The organism is Streptomyces sp. UF-297 (assembly GCF_058245575.1).
Window position 1 is genome coordinate 31256 of sequence record NZ_JBSIBZ010000078.1, and the last position, 14332, is coordinate 45587.

At 72.0% G+C, this 14332-nt stretch carries 16 protein-coding genes; 7 read left to right on the plus strand and 9 right to left on the minus strand.

Going from position 1 to position 14332, the window contains the following annotated elements; translation table 11 throughout:
* Positions 1-224 precede the first annotated feature (224 nt).
* Positions 225-407: a tail-anchor membrane protein gene (locus AC4IJH_RS33295; RefSeq protein ID WP_490855668.1), complete on the plus strand. Its 183-nt coding sequence runs from the start codon at positions 225-227 to the stop codon at positions 405-407.
* A 137-nt stretch (positions 408-544) separates the two neighbouring features.
* Here the strand turns inward: AC4IJH_RS33295 and AC4IJH_RS33300 are convergent, their stop codons facing one another.
* Positions 545-1327: a hypothetical protein gene (locus AC4IJH_RS33300; protein WP_490855669.1), complete on the minus strand. Its 783-nt coding sequence runs from the start codon at positions 1325-1327 to the stop codon at positions 545-547.
* Positions 1328-1435: 108 nt separating this feature from the next.
* A complete protein-coding gene (locus tag AC4IJH_RS33305) occupies positions 1436-1744 on the minus strand; it encodes a hypothetical protein (RefSeq protein WP_490855670.1) in 309 nt (102 codons plus the stop codon).
* A gap of 147 nt (positions 1745-1891) precedes the next feature.
* On the opposite strand from AC4IJH_RS33305, the gene AC4IJH_RS33310 reads away from it, so the two are divergent.
* Positions 1892-2782, plus strand: coding sequence for an oxygenase MpaB family protein (locus tag AC4IJH_RS33310; protein ID WP_490855671.1), 891 nt, complete (start codon positions 1892-1894; stop codon positions 2780-2782).
* 126 nt (positions 2783-2908) lie between these two features.
* Here AC4IJH_RS33310 and AC4IJH_RS33315 read toward each other — a convergent pair whose 3' ends face one another.
* Positions 2909-3517 (minus strand): class I SAM-dependent methyltransferase, encoded by a 609-nt coding sequence (locus tag AC4IJH_RS33315; protein WP_490855672.1) that lies wholly within the window; start codon positions 3515-3517, stop codon positions 2909-2911.
* Positions 3514-5019 (minus strand): purine-cytosine permease family protein, encoded by a 1506-nt coding sequence (locus AC4IJH_RS33320; RefSeq protein ID WP_490855673.1) that lies wholly within the window; start codon positions 5017-5019, stop codon positions 3514-3516. Before AC4IJH_RS33320 ends, AC4IJH_RS33315 begins: the two co-directional genes overlap by 4 nt.
* 194 nt (positions 5020-5213) lie before the next feature.
* On the opposite strand from AC4IJH_RS33320, the gene AC4IJH_RS33325 reads away from it, so the two are divergent.
* Positions 5214-5834, plus strand: coding sequence for a GTP-binding protein (locus AC4IJH_RS33325; protein WP_490855683.1), 621 nt, complete (start codon positions 5214-5216; stop codon positions 5832-5834).
* Positions 5835-5848: 14 nt separating this feature from the next.
* Here the strand turns inward: AC4IJH_RS33325 and AC4IJH_RS33330 are convergent, their stop codons facing one another.
* Positions 5849-6277 (minus strand): PPOX class F420-dependent oxidoreductase, encoded by a 429-nt coding sequence (locus tag AC4IJH_RS33330; RefSeq protein ID WP_490855674.1) that lies wholly within the window; start codon positions 6275-6277, stop codon positions 5849-5851.
* Positions 6278-6490: 213 nt separating this feature from the next.
* Between AC4IJH_RS33330 and AC4IJH_RS33335 the strand changes: the two genes are divergently transcribed.
* Both AC4IJH_RS33335 and AC4IJH_RS33340 read left to right on the plus strand, forming a co-directional pair.
* A complete protein-coding gene (locus AC4IJH_RS33335) occupies positions 6491-6898 on the plus strand; it encodes a roadblock/LC7 domain-containing protein (protein ID WP_490855675.1) in 408 nt (135 codons plus the stop codon).
* A 93-nt stretch (positions 6899-6991) separates the two neighbouring features.
* Complete coding sequence (locus AC4IJH_RS33340) at positions 6992-7873, plus strand: DUF6397 family protein (protein ID WP_490855676.1); 882 nt, start codon at positions 6992-6994, stop codon at positions 7871-7873.
* A 111-nt stretch (positions 7874-7984) separates the two neighbouring features.
* On the opposite strand, the gene AC4IJH_RS33345 is transcribed toward AC4IJH_RS33340, so the two are convergent.
* The 3 genes from AC4IJH_RS33345 to AC4IJH_RS33355 all read right to left on the minus strand — a co-directional run bounded on the left by AC4IJH_RS33345 (position 7985) and on the right by AC4IJH_RS33355 (position 11853).
* Positions 7985-8128: a hypothetical protein gene (locus tag AC4IJH_RS33345; RefSeq protein ID WP_490855677.1), complete on the minus strand. Its 144-nt coding sequence runs from the start codon at positions 8126-8128 to the stop codon at positions 7985-7987.
* Positions 8129-8417: 289 nt separating this feature from the next.
* On the minus strand, positions 8418-9287 hold the full coding sequence (locus tag AC4IJH_RS33350) for an acyl-CoA thioesterase (RefSeq protein ID WP_490855678.1): 870 nt from the start codon (positions 9285-9287) through the stop codon (positions 8418-8420).
* 52 nt (positions 9288-9339) lie between these two features.
* Positions 9340-11853: a DEAD/DEAH box helicase gene (locus tag AC4IJH_RS33355; RefSeq protein ID WP_490855679.1), complete on the minus strand. Its 2514-nt coding sequence runs from the start codon at positions 11851-11853 to the stop codon at positions 9340-9342.
* Between the two features lie 160 nt (positions 11854-12013).
* Between AC4IJH_RS33355 and AC4IJH_RS33360 the strand changes: the two genes are divergently transcribed.
* Positions 12014-12805 carry a metal-dependent hydrolase gene (locus AC4IJH_RS33360; protein WP_490855680.1) on the plus strand — a complete coding sequence of 264 codons (792 nt, stop codon included), beginning with the start codon at positions 12014-12016 and terminating at the stop codon, positions 12803-12805.
* A 179-nt stretch (positions 12806-12984) separates the two neighbouring features.
* Here AC4IJH_RS33360 and AC4IJH_RS33365 read toward each other — a convergent pair whose 3' ends face one another.
* The gene (locus AC4IJH_RS33365; protein ID WP_490855681.1) at positions 12985-13956 is read right to left on the minus strand and encodes an Lrp/AsnC family transcriptional regulator; all 972 of its coding nucleotides are present in this window, start codon (positions 13954-13956) and stop codon (positions 12985-12987) included.
* Between the two features lie 181 nt (positions 13957-14137).
* On the opposite strand from AC4IJH_RS33365, the gene AC4IJH_RS33370 reads away from it, so the two are divergent.
* Positions 14138-14332 (plus strand): carboxylesterase family protein (locus tag AC4IJH_RS33370; RefSeq protein WP_490855682.1); only part of this gene is annotated, 195 nt, incomplete at its 3' end.

Consider the following 14332-nt stretch of genomic DNA (forward strand, 5'->3'; position numbering starts at 1 on the left):
CGCACTTTGGGGGAACTCGTCTTCGGATTTTTCTTCAGGGGCCAGGTGTGCCCTCGTGACGGCCCCGATCTGCCGCCGCTGGGGCCACGGGCGCAGGAGTCGGCCGGTCCTGGATGGAACCCGCCGGGCCGTCGCGGCGTTCAATGGAACAAGACAGCGAGACGCGCCGCTGGTGCGGCAGCGGGAGCGAGAGCGCGGCCTTTGCCGCGGAAGGGTCGTGAAGGATGTCCACGAACGCGAAGGTCGCCATCGGCGGCGTGGCAGTGGGAATCGTCCTGCTGTGGCTGCTGCCGTTCTGGGCGGCCCTGCTGGTCATGGTCGGGGTGCCGGTCGTGGCGTATCTGACGCTGGATCCCTCCCAGCGGCGCAGGCTGCGCCGGGTGACCCGCAAGGAGATCGGCCGCTAGGGAGCGCCGTGCGGCCCGGAGTAGCTCCAGGCCACGGGCACGGGTGACGACGTCCCCATCAGCGGGCCCGCGGATCGCGCGATCCATGGGCGGGACGCCGTCGTACCCGATGCTGTGCGCGGCGTGCGGCCCGCGCCTCAGGCGGGGCGCGCCGCCAGTGCGTCCAACGAGGTGAGCAGGGCGGGCAGTTCGGGCCCGCGGCCCACCGGGTGCACCTCGCCGGGCTCCTCGTCCAGCAGGACGAAGGCGATGTCGTCGGTGCGCGCGACCATGCTCCAGCCCGGCCCGTCCACCCGCAGCGTACGGGCCTCGCCGGCGGCGAAGGACGAGCGGATGCGCCCCGGCGGCGGAGGTGTGCGCACATACCCGCGCGCTTCCCGAAGCACCCTTTGCACCCCCGCGTGCGGACTGCCGCCCGGGTCGACGAAGGTGATGTCCTGCGCCACCTGAGCGCGCCACGCGGCCCACTGCAGCGCTATCTCGTCCGCGCCCAGCCGCCGTTGAGCCGGCCCCCACCGCTCGGTATCCGGCGGCGCCAGCGGCCGCGACTGCCCCTCGCGCCGCGCGGGGTCGTGCGGGGCGGGCACACCGGGCGCGGCCACCGCGAGCGCGAGCGGCCAGCCCGGGAGGGTGGCCACCACAGCGGCCTCGTCCAGGGACAGGGCGTACTCCATGCCGCAGTCCCAGGCCGCGATCGCACAGGCCACCAGCGGGACATCGTCCGTCGCCACCGTCCAGCGCGCGCCCAGCCCGTCCTGGCCCAGCACCAGCCCGTAACCGGCCTCGGCGGGCTCCAGCCCGAGCGCGGCGCACACCTGCGGATAGTCGTCGCCCAGCACGCTCGGGAACTGCGCGGCCGTCAGCAGCGCCGCCGTCAGCACGAGCAGTTGGTCCTCACCGGCGCTCTCGCTCGCGGGCACCCGGGACCCCTTTCCGCCGTCCGTCCGATTCGTCGGCGCACCTTAGTGCGCGTCGGCGGGCCTTGTCACCAGCCGTGCCACCCGCACCGTGCGCCTCGGACGGCGGCCTCAGGCGGCCGGGAGGTTGAGCAGATATCGGGCCACGGTCTGCGGCGTCTGCTGGCGCTCTCTGGCGAGCGCGATCACCGCGCGGCAGGCCAGCTCGTTCACACCGAAGGCCAGCGCCTCCGGCGACACCCAGCTCGCCGCCTCCGCGCTGCGCTCCTCGTCGTGCTCCGCACACGCCGCCACATGGATCGCCGCGGCCTCGAAGAGGTTGTGCGCGCCCTTGGTGCCGGCCGGCCGCTGGGGGCGCGGCGGCTTGGGAGCCAGCACGTCGTCCAGGGTCTTGTTGAGCCAGCGGAAGAATCCGACCATGGGGTCCCCCGGTCCGTCCTGCGCGCACCGCGGCCGGCTCCTGCCGCCGCTTGCCGCTTGCCGAAAATGTCGCCTGCACCGGTCGTTCAAGTGTGCCCCAACCCCTTAGAGTTGGAACTTCGGCACGAGAAAAGAGGTGGGCGCCCGGTGCGGCGATACGACAGGCTCAAGGAGATCCTGCGGCTGGATCCGGAGCGGGATTTCCTGCGGATCTACCGCATCATGGCGCAGTACGAATTCCCCTGGGACATGACCCGAGCCCTGGAGCTGGCGCTCTACCGCACCTACGCCGTGCCCAGTATCGGCCGACTGCTCGCACGGACCGCGGAGCTGACGGACCGTACGCAAAAGCGCTACGACGACACCGCGCTGCTTTTGGACGCGGTCGTCGAGCACGGCTTCGACAGCACGGACGGCCGCACGGCCATCCGCCGCATCAACCAGATGCACCGCAGCTACGACATCAGCGACGACGACATGCGCTATGTGCTGTGCACGTTCGTAGTGGTGCCCAAGCGCTGGCTGGACCAGTACGGCTGGCGGCGGATGAGCGAGGTCGAGCAGCACGCCACGGCCGTTTACTACCGCACCCTGGGCAAGCACATGGGCATCAGCGACATCCCGCGCGGCTACCGGGACTTCGAGCGCTGCCTGGACGACTACGAGCACGCCCACTTCGGCTGGGACGAGGGCGCCCGGCGGGTCTCGGACGCGACGCTGGACCTGATGGCGGGCTGGTACGGGCCGCTGGCGCCGGTGGTGCGCGGCGCCTCCATGGCGCTGCTGGACGAATCGCTGCTGACGGCCTTCCGCTACCCGCGGCCCCACCCGGCCGTCCGGGCGGCGGTCGAGCGTTCGCTGCGTCTGCGCGGCAAGGCCGTACGCCTGCTGCCGCCGCGCCGCAGCCCCCACTACGTCCGGCAGAACCCGGAGATCAAGAGCTACCCCGGCGGCTTCCGCGTCGCCGAACTGGGCACCTTCCCCAAGCCGTCGGGCGGCGCCCCCGGCTGCCCGGTGCCGCACAGCATGTCCGACTGAGCCGGCCGGCGGGCGCCTTGCCCGGGAGTACGGGAGGCCGTCGGCGTAGGCGCCTCGGCCCGCCCGTACCTCTCAGCCCACCTGTACCACTCAACCCACCCGTACCTCGCAGCCCGCGCGTACCTCTCAGCCCGCCCGTTCCGCCAGGGCCAGGAAGCGGTCGTCCCGGTCCGTATAGGAGGTCATGCGCCAGCCCGCGTCGGCCAGCAGCGGGCCGAGGCGGGGCTCGGCGCGCAGGTCGTCGGGGGTGATCCGCCGCCCTTGGCGGGCCGCGAGGGCGGCCCGGCCGATGGGGTGGAACAGGGCCAGGCGCCCGCCGGGGCGTACGACGCGGGCCAGTTCGCGCAGACCGCTCAGCGGGCCCGGCAGGTGGGCGACGAGCCCGGCGCCGAAGACCGCGTCCAGACAGCCGTCGCGCAGCGGCAGCGCACCGACATCGGTGAGCAGCAGGCGCGCGGCACCGTCCCGCCCCGCGGCCACGGCCGCGCGCAGCATCTCGGGGGTGAGGTCGGCGCCCAGCACCACTCCGCCCGGGCCGACGGCCGAGCGCAGCGCGGGCAGCGCCCGGCCGGTGCCGCAGCCCGCGTCCAGCACCTTGTCACCGGCGCGCAGGCCCAGTTCGCCCACACCGGCCTCGTAGGCGGGCCCGTCGTCGGGGAAACGGGCGTCCCAGTTCGCGGCGCGGGCGGCGAAGAACTCCCTGACGTGCCGCGGGTCGTAGTCGGGGTGGTTCATCGGGCTCCTTCGGGGCGTTCAGGGGTACGGGGAGGGGAGGCGGGCCGCTCGGCGAGTGGCGCGGTGACGGCGTAGAGGGCGCCCGCGACGACGAGCGCCACCACGACACCGAGGTTCATGGCGCCGAGCGTGCCGTGCGCGGCGCTGTCGGTGAGGAAGAACCCCACCACCTTGGCGATGTGGGGGTCGGCCGAGGTGATCAGCCCCAGCCCGACGACGGTGGCCACGGCCAGCGAGATCACCGCGGGCCAGCCCACGGCCCGTACACGGGACAGGTCCGGGCCGCTGCGGCGCCGCCGCCACTGCTCCACCAGGAAGACCGCGGTCCACGCCGCCATCGCCACGCCGATGACCGCGAGGAAGGCCTGGAAGGTGGCGAAGAAGCTGGGCGAGACGAACAGCAGGTACCAGCCGCCGACGGCCATCAGCACGCCGTCCACCAGCACCGCCAGATGGCGCCGCAGCGGCACGCCCAGCGCCAGCATGGACATGCCCGAGCTGTAGATGTCCATGATCGCGCCGGAGGCGAACCCGCCGATGGCGGTGAGCAGATACGGCACCAGGAACCAGGTGGGCAGCTGGGCCGCCAGCGCGCCGACCGGGTCGGCGGCCGCGGCCTCGGCGAGTTCGGGGTCGCCCGCGTTCAGCAGGACGCCGAAGACCAGCAGGACCAGCGGCGCCAGCACCCCGCCGAAGGTCGTCCAGCCGGCGATCGCCCGCCCGCTGCTCTCCCGCGGCAGGTAACGGCTGTAGTCCGCGCCGCAGTTGACCCAGCCCAGACCCAGCAGCGTCATGGCGAAGACGCAGCCGCCGACGAACGTCGCCACGTCCGCCGAGGGCCCGCGCCCCAGCGCCGACAGGTCCACCCGGTCGGCCATCAGCACCATGTAGAGGACCGTCAGCACGGCGATCGCCGCCGTCAGATACTTCTGCACCTTCATGATCAGCGCATGGCCGAAGATGCCGACCAGGACGACCGCCACCGCGGTCACCACGAAGCACAGGGCCTGCGCCGCGGTGGTGGGCGTGCTGCCGTCGGCGCGCGCGAAGGTGCCGGGGGCCAGCCGCGCCAGGATGGCGGAGCCGCCCAGCGAGGAGAGGGTGACCAGGACGGTCTCCCAGCCGACGTTGGAGACATAACTGATCAGTGTGGGCAGCTTGTTGCCCTGCAGCCCGAAGGAGACGCGGCCGATCGCCATGGTGGGCGCGCCCGTACGGGCCCCGGCGATCGAGACCAGGCCCACCAGGAAGAAGGACAGCAGATAGCCGATCGTCCCGGCCAGCACCGCCTGCAGCGGGCTCAGGCCCAGGCCGACGACGTAGACGCCGAAGGCGATGCCGAAGAGCGAGAGTCCCGCCGCGGCCCACGGCCAGAACAGGGAGGCGGGGGTGCCGTGCCGTTCGGAGTCGGGCACGGGGTTGATGCCGTTGCGCTCGACGGCTCCCGCGGAGGTGTTCGGGCCGGACCGCGGGGCGCGTCGCGGTGGCTGCTGCTGCGTCATGACGTCATGATCCCGCACGGCCGTCCGGGCGCCGAGCGGGTGCCCGCGCGATGTCGCCGCGTACCGCTCGCGCGATGCCGCCGGGCGGACTCCGTCAACTACAGGGCGCGGCACCGGGAGAGGGGAGTACGGTCCTCGCCATGAATTCCGCCGCCGCGCCGGGGCAGCCGGACCGCCGCCCCGGGGACGCACCGATGAATGCCGCGCGCCGCGCGCCCGGGCCGCCGCGCCGCGAGGCGCCCTCCGGGGCCGAGACGACGCTGAAGATCCTGATAGCGGGCGGTTTCGGGGTGGGCAAGACGACCCTGGTCGGGGCCGTCAGCGAGATCCGGCCGCTGCGTACGGAGGAGGACCTCAGCGGCGAGGGGCGCGCGGCGGACGACGTGTGGGGCGTGGTGGGCAAGGAGACCACCACGGTGGCGATGGACTTCGGCCGCATCGCGATCCGCCCCGGCCTGTCGCTGTACCTCTTCGGCACCCCCGGCCAGGAACGCTTCTGGTTCCTGTGGGACGACCTGTCCTACGGGGCGCTGGGCGCCGTCGTGCTGGCCGACACCCGCAGGCTCCAGGACTGCTTCCCCGCCGTGGACTACTTCGAGCGCCGCGAGATCCCGTTCCTGGTGGCCGTCAACTGCTTCGCCGGATCCCGCGCGTACGGCGCCGGCGAGGTGGCCGGCGCACTGGACCTGGCCCCCGGCACCCCTGTGGTGCTGTGCGACGCCCGGGACCGCGACTCGGGCAAGGAAGTGCTGATACGGCTGGTCGAGCACGCCGGGCGGGCGCTGGCCGCCCGGCTGCCGGACCCGGTGGGCTGAGCGCCCTCAGCGCGTCACTGCGCGATCTCGGCGAGGGCGATCGCCTTGTCGATACGGACCCGTACGAGCAGTTCGCCGGGGACGCCGTTGCGCGCGCCGTACTCCTCGGCCTTCTCCTCGCCCATGTAGCGGGCGGCGATCCGTGTCGCCCAGCGGCGGACCTGTTCTAGGTCCTCGCTGAGCTCCGCCCGGCCCTGGAGGATGACGAAGTCGAACGGCGGACGCTCGTCGTCCACGCAGATCGCGACCCGCCCGTCACGGGCGAGATTGTGCCCCTTGACGGTGTCGGCGCCGGTGTTGAACACGAGGTCGTCGCCGTCCAGGAGGAACCACACCGGGGCGATGTGCGGGCTGCCGTCGGCGCGTACGGTCGACAGCTTGCCGGTACGGGTGCCCTGGGAGACGAACCGCTGCCACTCGCCCTTGCTCATCTTGCGTGCCATGGGGCCAGTTTGCGCCATTTGGCGCGATACGAGGGGACGGGCGCACCGCCGCGTACGGACCGCTTGCCGAGACGGCGGAGGGTGAGCCAGGCTGGCACGGCAGTCACAACCGTCGCGCGGGAGCCGCCGGCGGGTGGGGACGACGGGGAGCGCGGGGGAACGGGGAAGCGGACCGCGAGGCTGCGGGCCACGGGGACACGGGGAGGAAGCGGCATGGCACTGAGCAGCGGACTGGGCTGGCTGCTGGACGATCTGACCAATCGGGTGGAGCGGGTACGGCACGCGCTGGTGCTGTCCAACGACGGGCTGGTGACGGGCGCGAGCCAGGGTCTGGCGCGTGCGGACGCCGAGCATCTGGCCGCCGTCGCCTCGGGGCTGCACAGCCTGGCGAAGGGCTCGGGGCGCCACTTCGGGGCCGGGCGGGTGCGGCAGACCATGGTGGAGTTCGACGACGCGGTGCTGTTCGTGACCGCGGCGGGCGACGGCAGCTGTCTGTGTGTCCTGGCGGGCCCGGACGCCGACATGGGGCATATCGCCTACGAGATGACGCTGTTGGTCAACCGGGTGGGCGAGCACCTGGGCGTCGCGGCGCGACAGCCGGAGAGTTATCCACAGGCTTGAGGCGGGAGTTGACGCACTGTCGCACCCCGCCGCTATCGTCGTCACTGTCAGTAATCGCGCCGGTGATCGGCCGGCTCTGGGGGAGTGAGCGACATGACAGTGATGAAGTGCGACGGGCGGCAGACCCTCGCGATGGGCCGGGCGGCCCGCGAACTGGAGCTGCGCACGGGGGAGTTCGAGCTGGCCTGCGCGCTGGGTGAGGTGCGGGTGGTCCCGGCCGCCGGCGAGGGCGGAGCCGGGCGGCTGAGGGTGCCCGCGCGGGAGATCGAGCGGCTGCGCGCCGAGGACGGCTTCCCCGACGCGCTGCGTGAGCGGGTCCGTACGCTCGGCGCGACCGCGGCCGCCGAGGCGATGGGCATCAGCCCCGGCCGCTTCCTGCGCCTGGCCCGGGCCGGCTGCCTGAGCCCCGTGCGGTTCTACGTCAACCGGTACGGCGCCGTGGTCTGGCTCTATCTGGCATCCGAGACCGCGGACTTCGCCGACCGCGAGCCGGAGTTGATGCGGGGCGACACCCCGCCCGCGATGCGGGTCATGCTGGAGGCCGGGCAGGACTGGCGCGGGCGGCAGTGGCGCGCCCGTCGCGTCGCCCAGCTGATGGGCCGGACCGACGACCCCTGGGAGGCCGCGGCAGTGATCGCCGCCGTACTTCCCCCGGAGGAACTCGCCTCCCTGGTCGACGACCCCGTCGAGCGCCTCTGCCTCCGCGGCCTGCGCCCCCAGCTGGCGGCGGTGACGGCCCTGACCCCGGCGGCCCGCGCCGCACTCGAAGAGGCCGTCACCGCACAGGACTTCGACGAAGTCATGTGGTACCGCGTCAGCCTCACCCGCACCCTGGAAGACGCCCGCCACACCCGCCCGGCCCCCCGCCCGCCCCGCCCTTCCCACCCGTGGCCGACCACGCCCACTTCTCCTGACACACAGCCACTACGCCCCGGGGGACAGCTATCAGCACAAGCGCCGACCGCCCCGAATTGACGTCGGCTCCCGCCGCTTCCTGGTAAGGCCCGACAGGAGCGTGCCATTTCTGGATTTCCGGCTTCTGCACGGAGAAAGACCCCGCTTCACAGTGCGTGGTTCGGTCCTGTCCTACCGTGCCCACCACCAAGTCCCCAAGCTGACGGTCACGGCCGTCGACAGCGCGGTGATGAGGCGTGCGGGGACGCGTTCGGCGGTCATACGGAATCCGCCGATGCGCAGCTCGAAGTACGGACGTGCAGGATATTTGGGCATGGCGTCGCCCCTGTTGTGTGATGGCGGGATGGCGTCCGGCGATGTGCATCCGGTCGTGCCACCGATTCTGCCCGCTGAACTACGTCGCCCGGAACAGCAAAAGCGGGGCGAGTCGGTCATAGGACGAACGGCTTGTCCTCGACGGAATGACCCTCTCGGGACTTCTACCTGGACCGAACCGTAACCAGCGCTCAACCGGACGGGCAGTCCGATGCCCTACCCGCCACCAGGCCCGCACACCTTCTTCAAACGGCGCGGGCCATGGCCCGGCCAGGAGCGAGCCGACGCGTCAGCCGCCCAGCTTGCGGAAGAGACCTTCCTGGACGACGGAGACCAGCATGCGGCCGTCGCGGTCGTAGATGCGGCCCCGGGCCAGGCCTCGGCCGCCGGTGGCGATGGGGGACTCCTGGTCGTAGAGGAACCACTCGTCGGCGCGGAAGGGGCGGTGGAACCACATCGCGTGGTCCAGGGAGGCCATGTCGAAGCCGCGCGGGCCCCAGAGCGGTTCGATGGGGATGCGGACGGCGTCCAGCAGGGTCATGTCGCTGGCGTAGGTCAGGGCGCAGGTGTGGACGAGCGGGTCGTCGCCCAGCGGCCCGACGGCCCGCATCCACACCGCGCTGCGCGGCTCGGCGCCCTCGATCTCCTGCGGGGTCCAGCGCAGCCGGTCCACATAGCGGATGTCGAAGGGCTGCCGCCGCGCCATCCGCTCCAGCGCCTCGGGCAGTGCGCCCAGGTGTTCGCGGACCTCGTCGGCGACCTTCGGCAGCTCCTCGGGGTCGGGGACCTCGCGGCGCATCGGCAGTTGGTGTTCGAAGCCCGGCTCCGGCCGGTGGAAGGAGGCGGTCAGATTGAAGATCGTGCGGCCCTGCTGGACGGCCACGACCCGGCGGGTGGTGAAGGAGCGCCCGTCGCGCACCCGCTCCACCTGGTACACGATCGGCACTCCGGGGCGGCCGGGGCGCAGGAAGTACGCGTGCAGCGAGTGCACGGGCCGCTCCCCGTCCGTGGTGCGCCCGGCGGCCACCAGGGCCTGCCCGGCGACCTGTCCGCCGAAGACGCGCTGCAGGGATTCCTGCGGGCTGCGCCCCCGGAAGATGTTCACCTCGATCTGCTCCAGGTCGAGCAGATCGACCAGTCTTTCCGCCGGATTGGTCATGGCCTGTGATCCTCCGTTGATTCCGGGCGGCGCGCTCACGCCGCCCGTACCGTCACAGCTGTCCCACCTCGGTGACGCGCACGACAGCGCGGCCCTCCTCGTCCGAAGCGGCGAGGTCGACCTCGGCGGAGATGCCCCAGTCGTGGTCGCCGTTCGGGTCGGCGAACGTCTGCCGCACCCGCCACAGTCCGTGCTCGGGCTCCTCCTCGATCCGCAGCAGCTTGGGGCCGCGTGCGTCCGGGCCGGTGCCCAGTTCCTCGTACTCGTCCCAGTACGCGTCCATGGCCTCGCCCCAGGCGTCCGCGTCCCAGCCCGACTCGGCGTCCATCTCGCCCAGTTCGCGGACGTTGTCCAGCGCCGCCAGCTCCACCCGGCGGAACATCGCGTTGCGCACCAGCACGCGGAAGGCGCGGGCGTTGGCGGTGACCGGCTTGACCTGGTCGGCGCGCTCGGCGGCCTCCTCGGCCGTCTCCTCCGCCGGGTTGGCCAGCTGCTCCCACTCGTCCAGCAGGCTGGAGTCCACCTGGCGGACCATCTCGCCGAGCCAGGCGATGATGTCCTCGAAGTCCTCGGACTTCAGGTCGTCGGGCACGGTGTGGTCCAGCGCCTTGTACGCGCTCGCCAGGTAGCGCAGCACGATGCCCTCGGTGCGCGCGAGCTCGTAGAAGGAGGTGAACTCCGTGAAGGTCATGGCGCGTTCGTACATGTCGCGGATGACCGACTTGGGCGACAGCGGGTGGTCGCCGACCCAGGGGTGGCTCTTGCGGTAGAGGTTGTAGGCGTGGAAGAGCAGCTCCTCCAGCGGCTTGGGGTACTCCACGTCCATGAGGCGCTCCATGCGGTCCTCATACTCGACGCCGTCGGCCTTCATCTGCTGTACGGCCTCGCCGCGCGCCTTGTTCTGCTGCGCCGCCAGGATCTGCCGCGGGTCGTCCAGGGTGGACTCCACCACCGAGACCATGTCCAGGGCGTAGGAGGGGGACTCGGGGTCCAGCAGGTCGAAGGCGGCCAGCGCGAAGGTGGACAGCGGCTGGTTGAGCGCGAAGTCCTGCTGCAGATCGACGGTCAGCCGGACGATCCGGCCCTCCGCATCAGGGGTCTCCAGGCGCTCCACGATCCCGCCGTCCAGCAGCGACCGGTAGATCGCGATGGCCCGGCGGATGTGCGCCAGCTGCTTCTTGCGCGGCTCGTGGTTGTCCTCCAGCAGGCGGCGCATCGCCTCGAAGGCGTTGCCCGGCCGGGCGATGACCGACAGCAGCATGGCGTGGGTGACACGGAAGCGGGAGGTCAGCGGCTCCGGCTCGGAGGCGATCAGCTTCTCGAAGGTGTTCTGGCCCCAGTTGACGAAGCCCTCCGGCGCCTTCTTGCGCACGACCTTGCGGCGCTTCTTGGGGTCGTCGCCGGCCTTGGCGAGCGCCTTCTCGTTCTCCACGACGTGCTCGGGGGCCTGGGCGACGACGAAGCCGGCGGTGTCGAACCCGGCCCGCCCGGCGCGGCCCGCGATCTGGTGGAACTCCCGCGCCCGCAGCGTGCGTACGCGACTTCCGTCGTACTTCGTCAGCGCCGTGAACAGCACCGTACGAATGGGGACGTTGACGCCGACGCCGAGGGTGTCCGTGCCGCAGATGACCTTCAACAGGCCCGCCTGGGCGAGTTTTTCGACCAGCCGGCGGTACTTGGGCAGCATGCCGGCGTGGTGCACACCGATGCCGTGCCGGACGTAACGCGACAGATTCCGCCCGAACTTGGTGGTGAAGCGGAAATTGCCGATCAGCTTGGCGATCTCGTCCTTCTCGGCGCGCGAGCACATGTTGATGCTCATCAGCGCCTGCGCCCGCTCCACGGCCGCGGCCTGGGTGAAGTGGACGATGTAGACCGGGGCCTGCCGGGTCTCCAGCAGCTCGGTCAGGGTCTCGGTGAGCGGGGTGCTGCGGTACTCGTAGGACAGCGGTACCGGGCGGGTCGCCGAGCGGACGACCGAGGTCTCCCGGCCCGTACGGCGGGTGAGGTCCTTCTCGAACATCGCGACATCGCCGAGCGTCGCCGACATCAGTACGAACTGTGCCTGCGGCAGCTCCAGCAGCGGGATCTGCCAGGCCCAGCCGCGGTCGGCCTCGGCGTAGAAGTGGAACTCGTCCATGACGACCTGGCCGATGTCGGCGTCCTTGCCGTCGCGCAGCGCTATGGAGGCCAGCACCTCGGCGGTGCAGCAGATGACCGGGGCGTCGGCGTTGACGGAGGCGTCGCCGGTGAGCATGCCGACGTTCTCGGTGCCGAAGAGCTTGCACAGGTCGAAGAACTTCTCCGACACCAGCGCCTTGATGGGCGCGGTGTAGAAGGTGACCTGGTCATTGGCCAGGGCGGTGAAGTGGGCGCCCGCCGCGACCAGGCTCTTGCCGGAGCCGGTGGGGGTGGACAGGATGACGTTCGCCCCCGAGACCACCTCGATCAGCGCCTCCTCCTGGGCAGGGTAGAGCGAGATGCCCTGCTGTTCGGCCCAGCTCGAAAAGGCTTCGAAGAGGGCATCGGGGTCGGCGTCGTTCGGGAGATGATCGATGAGGGTCACGCCCCCATACTGCCTTCCTTTGCACCGGATCAGGGAACCGGCCGGTCGGACGGTGATCATCTGACGCTACGCTGAGTCGCCGACCGGGTGTCAGAAACGGCCGGTCCGAGCGTGGAAACCGAACGAACAGACTCAAGGGAACAAGGGGTGGGGAAGCACCATGATGGGACCGGCGCACTCGCTGTCCGGCGCCGCTGCCTGGCTGGGGGTGGGCGCGGCGGCCGCTGCCGCGGGGCATCCGATGCCCTGGCCGGTGCTCGTCGTCGGTGCTCTGATCTGCGCCGGGGCGGCCCTCGCCCCTGACCTGGACCACAAGTCCGCCACCATCTCGCGCGCCTTCGGACCGCTGTCGCGGATGGTGTGCGAGGTGGTCGACAACATCTCCTACGCGGTCTACAAGGCCACCAAGTCGCGGCACGACCCACGGCGCTCGGGCGGCCACCGCACCCTCACCCATACGTGGCTGTGGGCGGTGCTGGTGGGCGCCGGAATGTCGCTGCTGGCCGTACGCGGCGGGCGCTGGGCGGTGCTGGGCATCCTCTTCGTCCACATGGTGCTGGCCATCGAAGGCCTGCTGTGGCGGGCGGCCCGGGTCTCCAGCGACATCCTGGTGTGGCTGCTGGGCGCGGCCGCGGCCTGGATCCTGGCCGGAGTCCTGGACCAGCCGGGCAACGGCGCGGACTGGCTCTTCACCGAGCCGGGCATGGAGTACCTCTGGCTCGGCCTCCCGATCATCCTGGGCGCGCTCGTCCACGACATCGGCGACGCCCTGACCGTCTCCGGCTGCCCCGTCCTGTGGCCCATCCCCATAGCCGGCAAGCGCTGGTACCCCCTCGGTCCGCCCAAGGGCATGCGCTTTCGCGCCGGCAGCTGGGTCGAGCTGAAGGTGCTCATGCCCGTCTTCATGCTCCTCGGCGCCATAGGTGGCCTGGGCGCCCTCGGCTATCTCTGACGCCCGCCGTCGCCTCTGATCACAAGGCCAGCCCTGCGCGCAGGGCTGGCCTTGTGCATTGGCGTGTATTGGCCCGGCCCGGCCCGGAGCTCTGAGCGCTCCGTTGGAAGGCCGGGCATGGAACCGCGGGCCGGTGGGGGCCGGCCGCGCAGTTCCCCGCGCGCCTTACGGGGCCAGGGTCAGGGCGACGGGTGGCGGGGGAGACCGGTGCGTTTGTGGGTGGTGAGGATGGGGGTGGTCTCGGTGGTGGTGATGGAGGGGAGGGGGCCGATGGTGTCGGTGAGGAAGGTGTAGGTGGCGGTGGGGTCGGATGTGGCCAGGGCTACGAGGAGGTTGGCGTGGCCGGTGGTGGCTGCGGTGAACCAGACCTGCGGATGGGCGGCCAGGGATCGCGCGGTCTCCTCAAGGGCGCCGGGGGCGACGGTCAGCCAGAGGAGCATCTGGGTGTGAGCGCCCAGCAGGGCGAGGTCCACCTCGGTGGCCAGGCGTAGGACGTGACCGCGTACCAGAGTGTCCAGGCGGCGGCGGGCGGTGAGGGCGGAGGTGCCCGCGCGGCGGGCCAGCTCGGTGCAGGGGGTGCGCGCGTCCTCGGTGAGGGCGGCGATCAGGGCGTCGTCGATGCCGAGCGGCGCGGGAGGGGCGGTCGGCGTCCACGGCTGATCGGGGCGCAGAGACTCCAGCTCCTGCGGGGAGAGCAGGCCGCCGGTCCAGGCGAAGCCGGCCGGGAAGACCCGCAGCAGCGTGTGGGAGGTCCAGCTGTCCACGGCGGCGGTCGCGGGCAGGTCCCGCAGCAGCAGGTCGTTGCGGGCGTCGGGCCCGTCGAGGAAGACCACCGTGCAGATCTCGTCGCCGCCGCCGAGCACATCGACCCACACGGTGTCCGGGCGCCGCGCCAGCGTGGCGGCGACCGCGCGGATGCGGCGCGGGCGGCAGCGGATGCGCAGCGCCATCGGGAACAGCCCGGGGAAGCAGGCGGGGTTGCCTACGGCGGTCGCGCGCAGCACGCCGTCGTAAAAGAGCGGCCCGGCCCGGCGTACGACGGTGCGCTCGGAGACGCCCAGACAGCGGGCGACCGTACGCCACGAGGCACGCGGCGAGGCCAGCAGGGCGGCGGCGATCCGGCGGTCCGTGTCATCGAGCGCGTGGCGCATGAGTCGCATTCTAGGCGGGTGCCATGGCGCACTTTCTGCTCGCAGGAGGGTGCCTCTGGCGGTCTGCCGCCCGGTGCTCGTACAACGGGAGACGCGTTACGGATGACGGGTTACGGGCCTGGGCGCGTACGCGGAGCGGGGGCGGCAGGGGAACCGGGCACCTACGGAGAAGGTGGGGCAGATGACGACGACAGCAGTCGCGCCGGTCGTGGCGACCGATCGCGGACGGGTGCGGGGCGTGACCGAAGGGCCGGTGGCGGCCTTCCGGGGGATCGGGTACGCGGCCTCGCCGGTCGGCGAGCTGCGCTGGGCGCCGCCGCGCCCGCACGCGGGCTGGACGGGGATACGGGACGCGGCGCGGGGGGGGGGGGGGGGG

Excerpts from the sequence above, each read along its gene's own strand:
- AC4IJH_RS33360 (WP_490855680.1), top strand. The coding sequence starts at position 12,014 with ATGATGGGACCGGCGCACTCGCTGTCCGGCGCCGCTGCCTGGCTGGGG.
- AC4IJH_RS33345 (WP_490855677.1), bottom strand. The coding sequence starts at position 8,128 with ATGCCCAAATATCCTGCACGTCCGTACTTCGAGCTGCGCATCGGCGGA.
- AC4IJH_RS33335 (WP_490855675.1), top strand. The coding sequence starts at position 6,491 with ATGGCACTGAGCAGCGGACTGGGCTGGCTGCTGGACGATCTGACCAAT.
- AC4IJH_RS33315 (WP_490855672.1), bottom strand. The coding sequence starts at position 3,517 with ATGAACCACCCCGACTACGACCCGCGGCACGTCAGGGAGTTCTTCGCC.
- AC4IJH_RS33325 (WP_490855683.1), top strand. The coding sequence starts at position 5,214 with ATGAATGCCGCGCGCCGCGCGCCCGGGCCGCCGCGCCGCGAGGCGCCC.
- AC4IJH_RS33320 (WP_490855673.1), bottom strand. The coding sequence starts at position 5,019 with ATGACGCAGCAGCAGCCACCGCGACGCGCCCCGCGGTCCGGCCCGAAC.
- AC4IJH_RS33340 (WP_490855676.1), top strand. The coding sequence starts at position 6,992 with ATGACAGTGATGAAGTGCGACGGGCGGCAGACCCTCGCGATGGGCCGG.
- AC4IJH_RS33330 (WP_490855674.1), bottom strand. The coding sequence starts at position 6,277 with ATGGCACGCAAGATGAGCAAGGGCGAGTGGCAGCGGTTCGTCTCCCAG.
- AC4IJH_RS33365 (WP_490855681.1), bottom strand. The coding sequence starts at position 13,956 with ATGCGCCACGCGCTCGATGACACGGACCGCCGGATCGCCGCCGCCCTG.
- AC4IJH_RS33295 (WP_490855668.1), top strand. The coding sequence starts at position 225 with ATGTCCACGAACGCGAAGGTCGCCATCGGCGGCGTGGCAGTGGGAATC.
- AC4IJH_RS33350 (WP_490855678.1), bottom strand. The coding sequence starts at position 9,287 with ATGACCAATCCGGCGGAAAGACTGGTCGATCTGCTCGACCTGGAGCAG.
- AC4IJH_RS33305 (WP_490855670.1), bottom strand. The coding sequence starts at position 1,744 with ATGGTCGGATTCTTCCGCTGGCTCAACAAGACCCTGGACGACGTGCTG.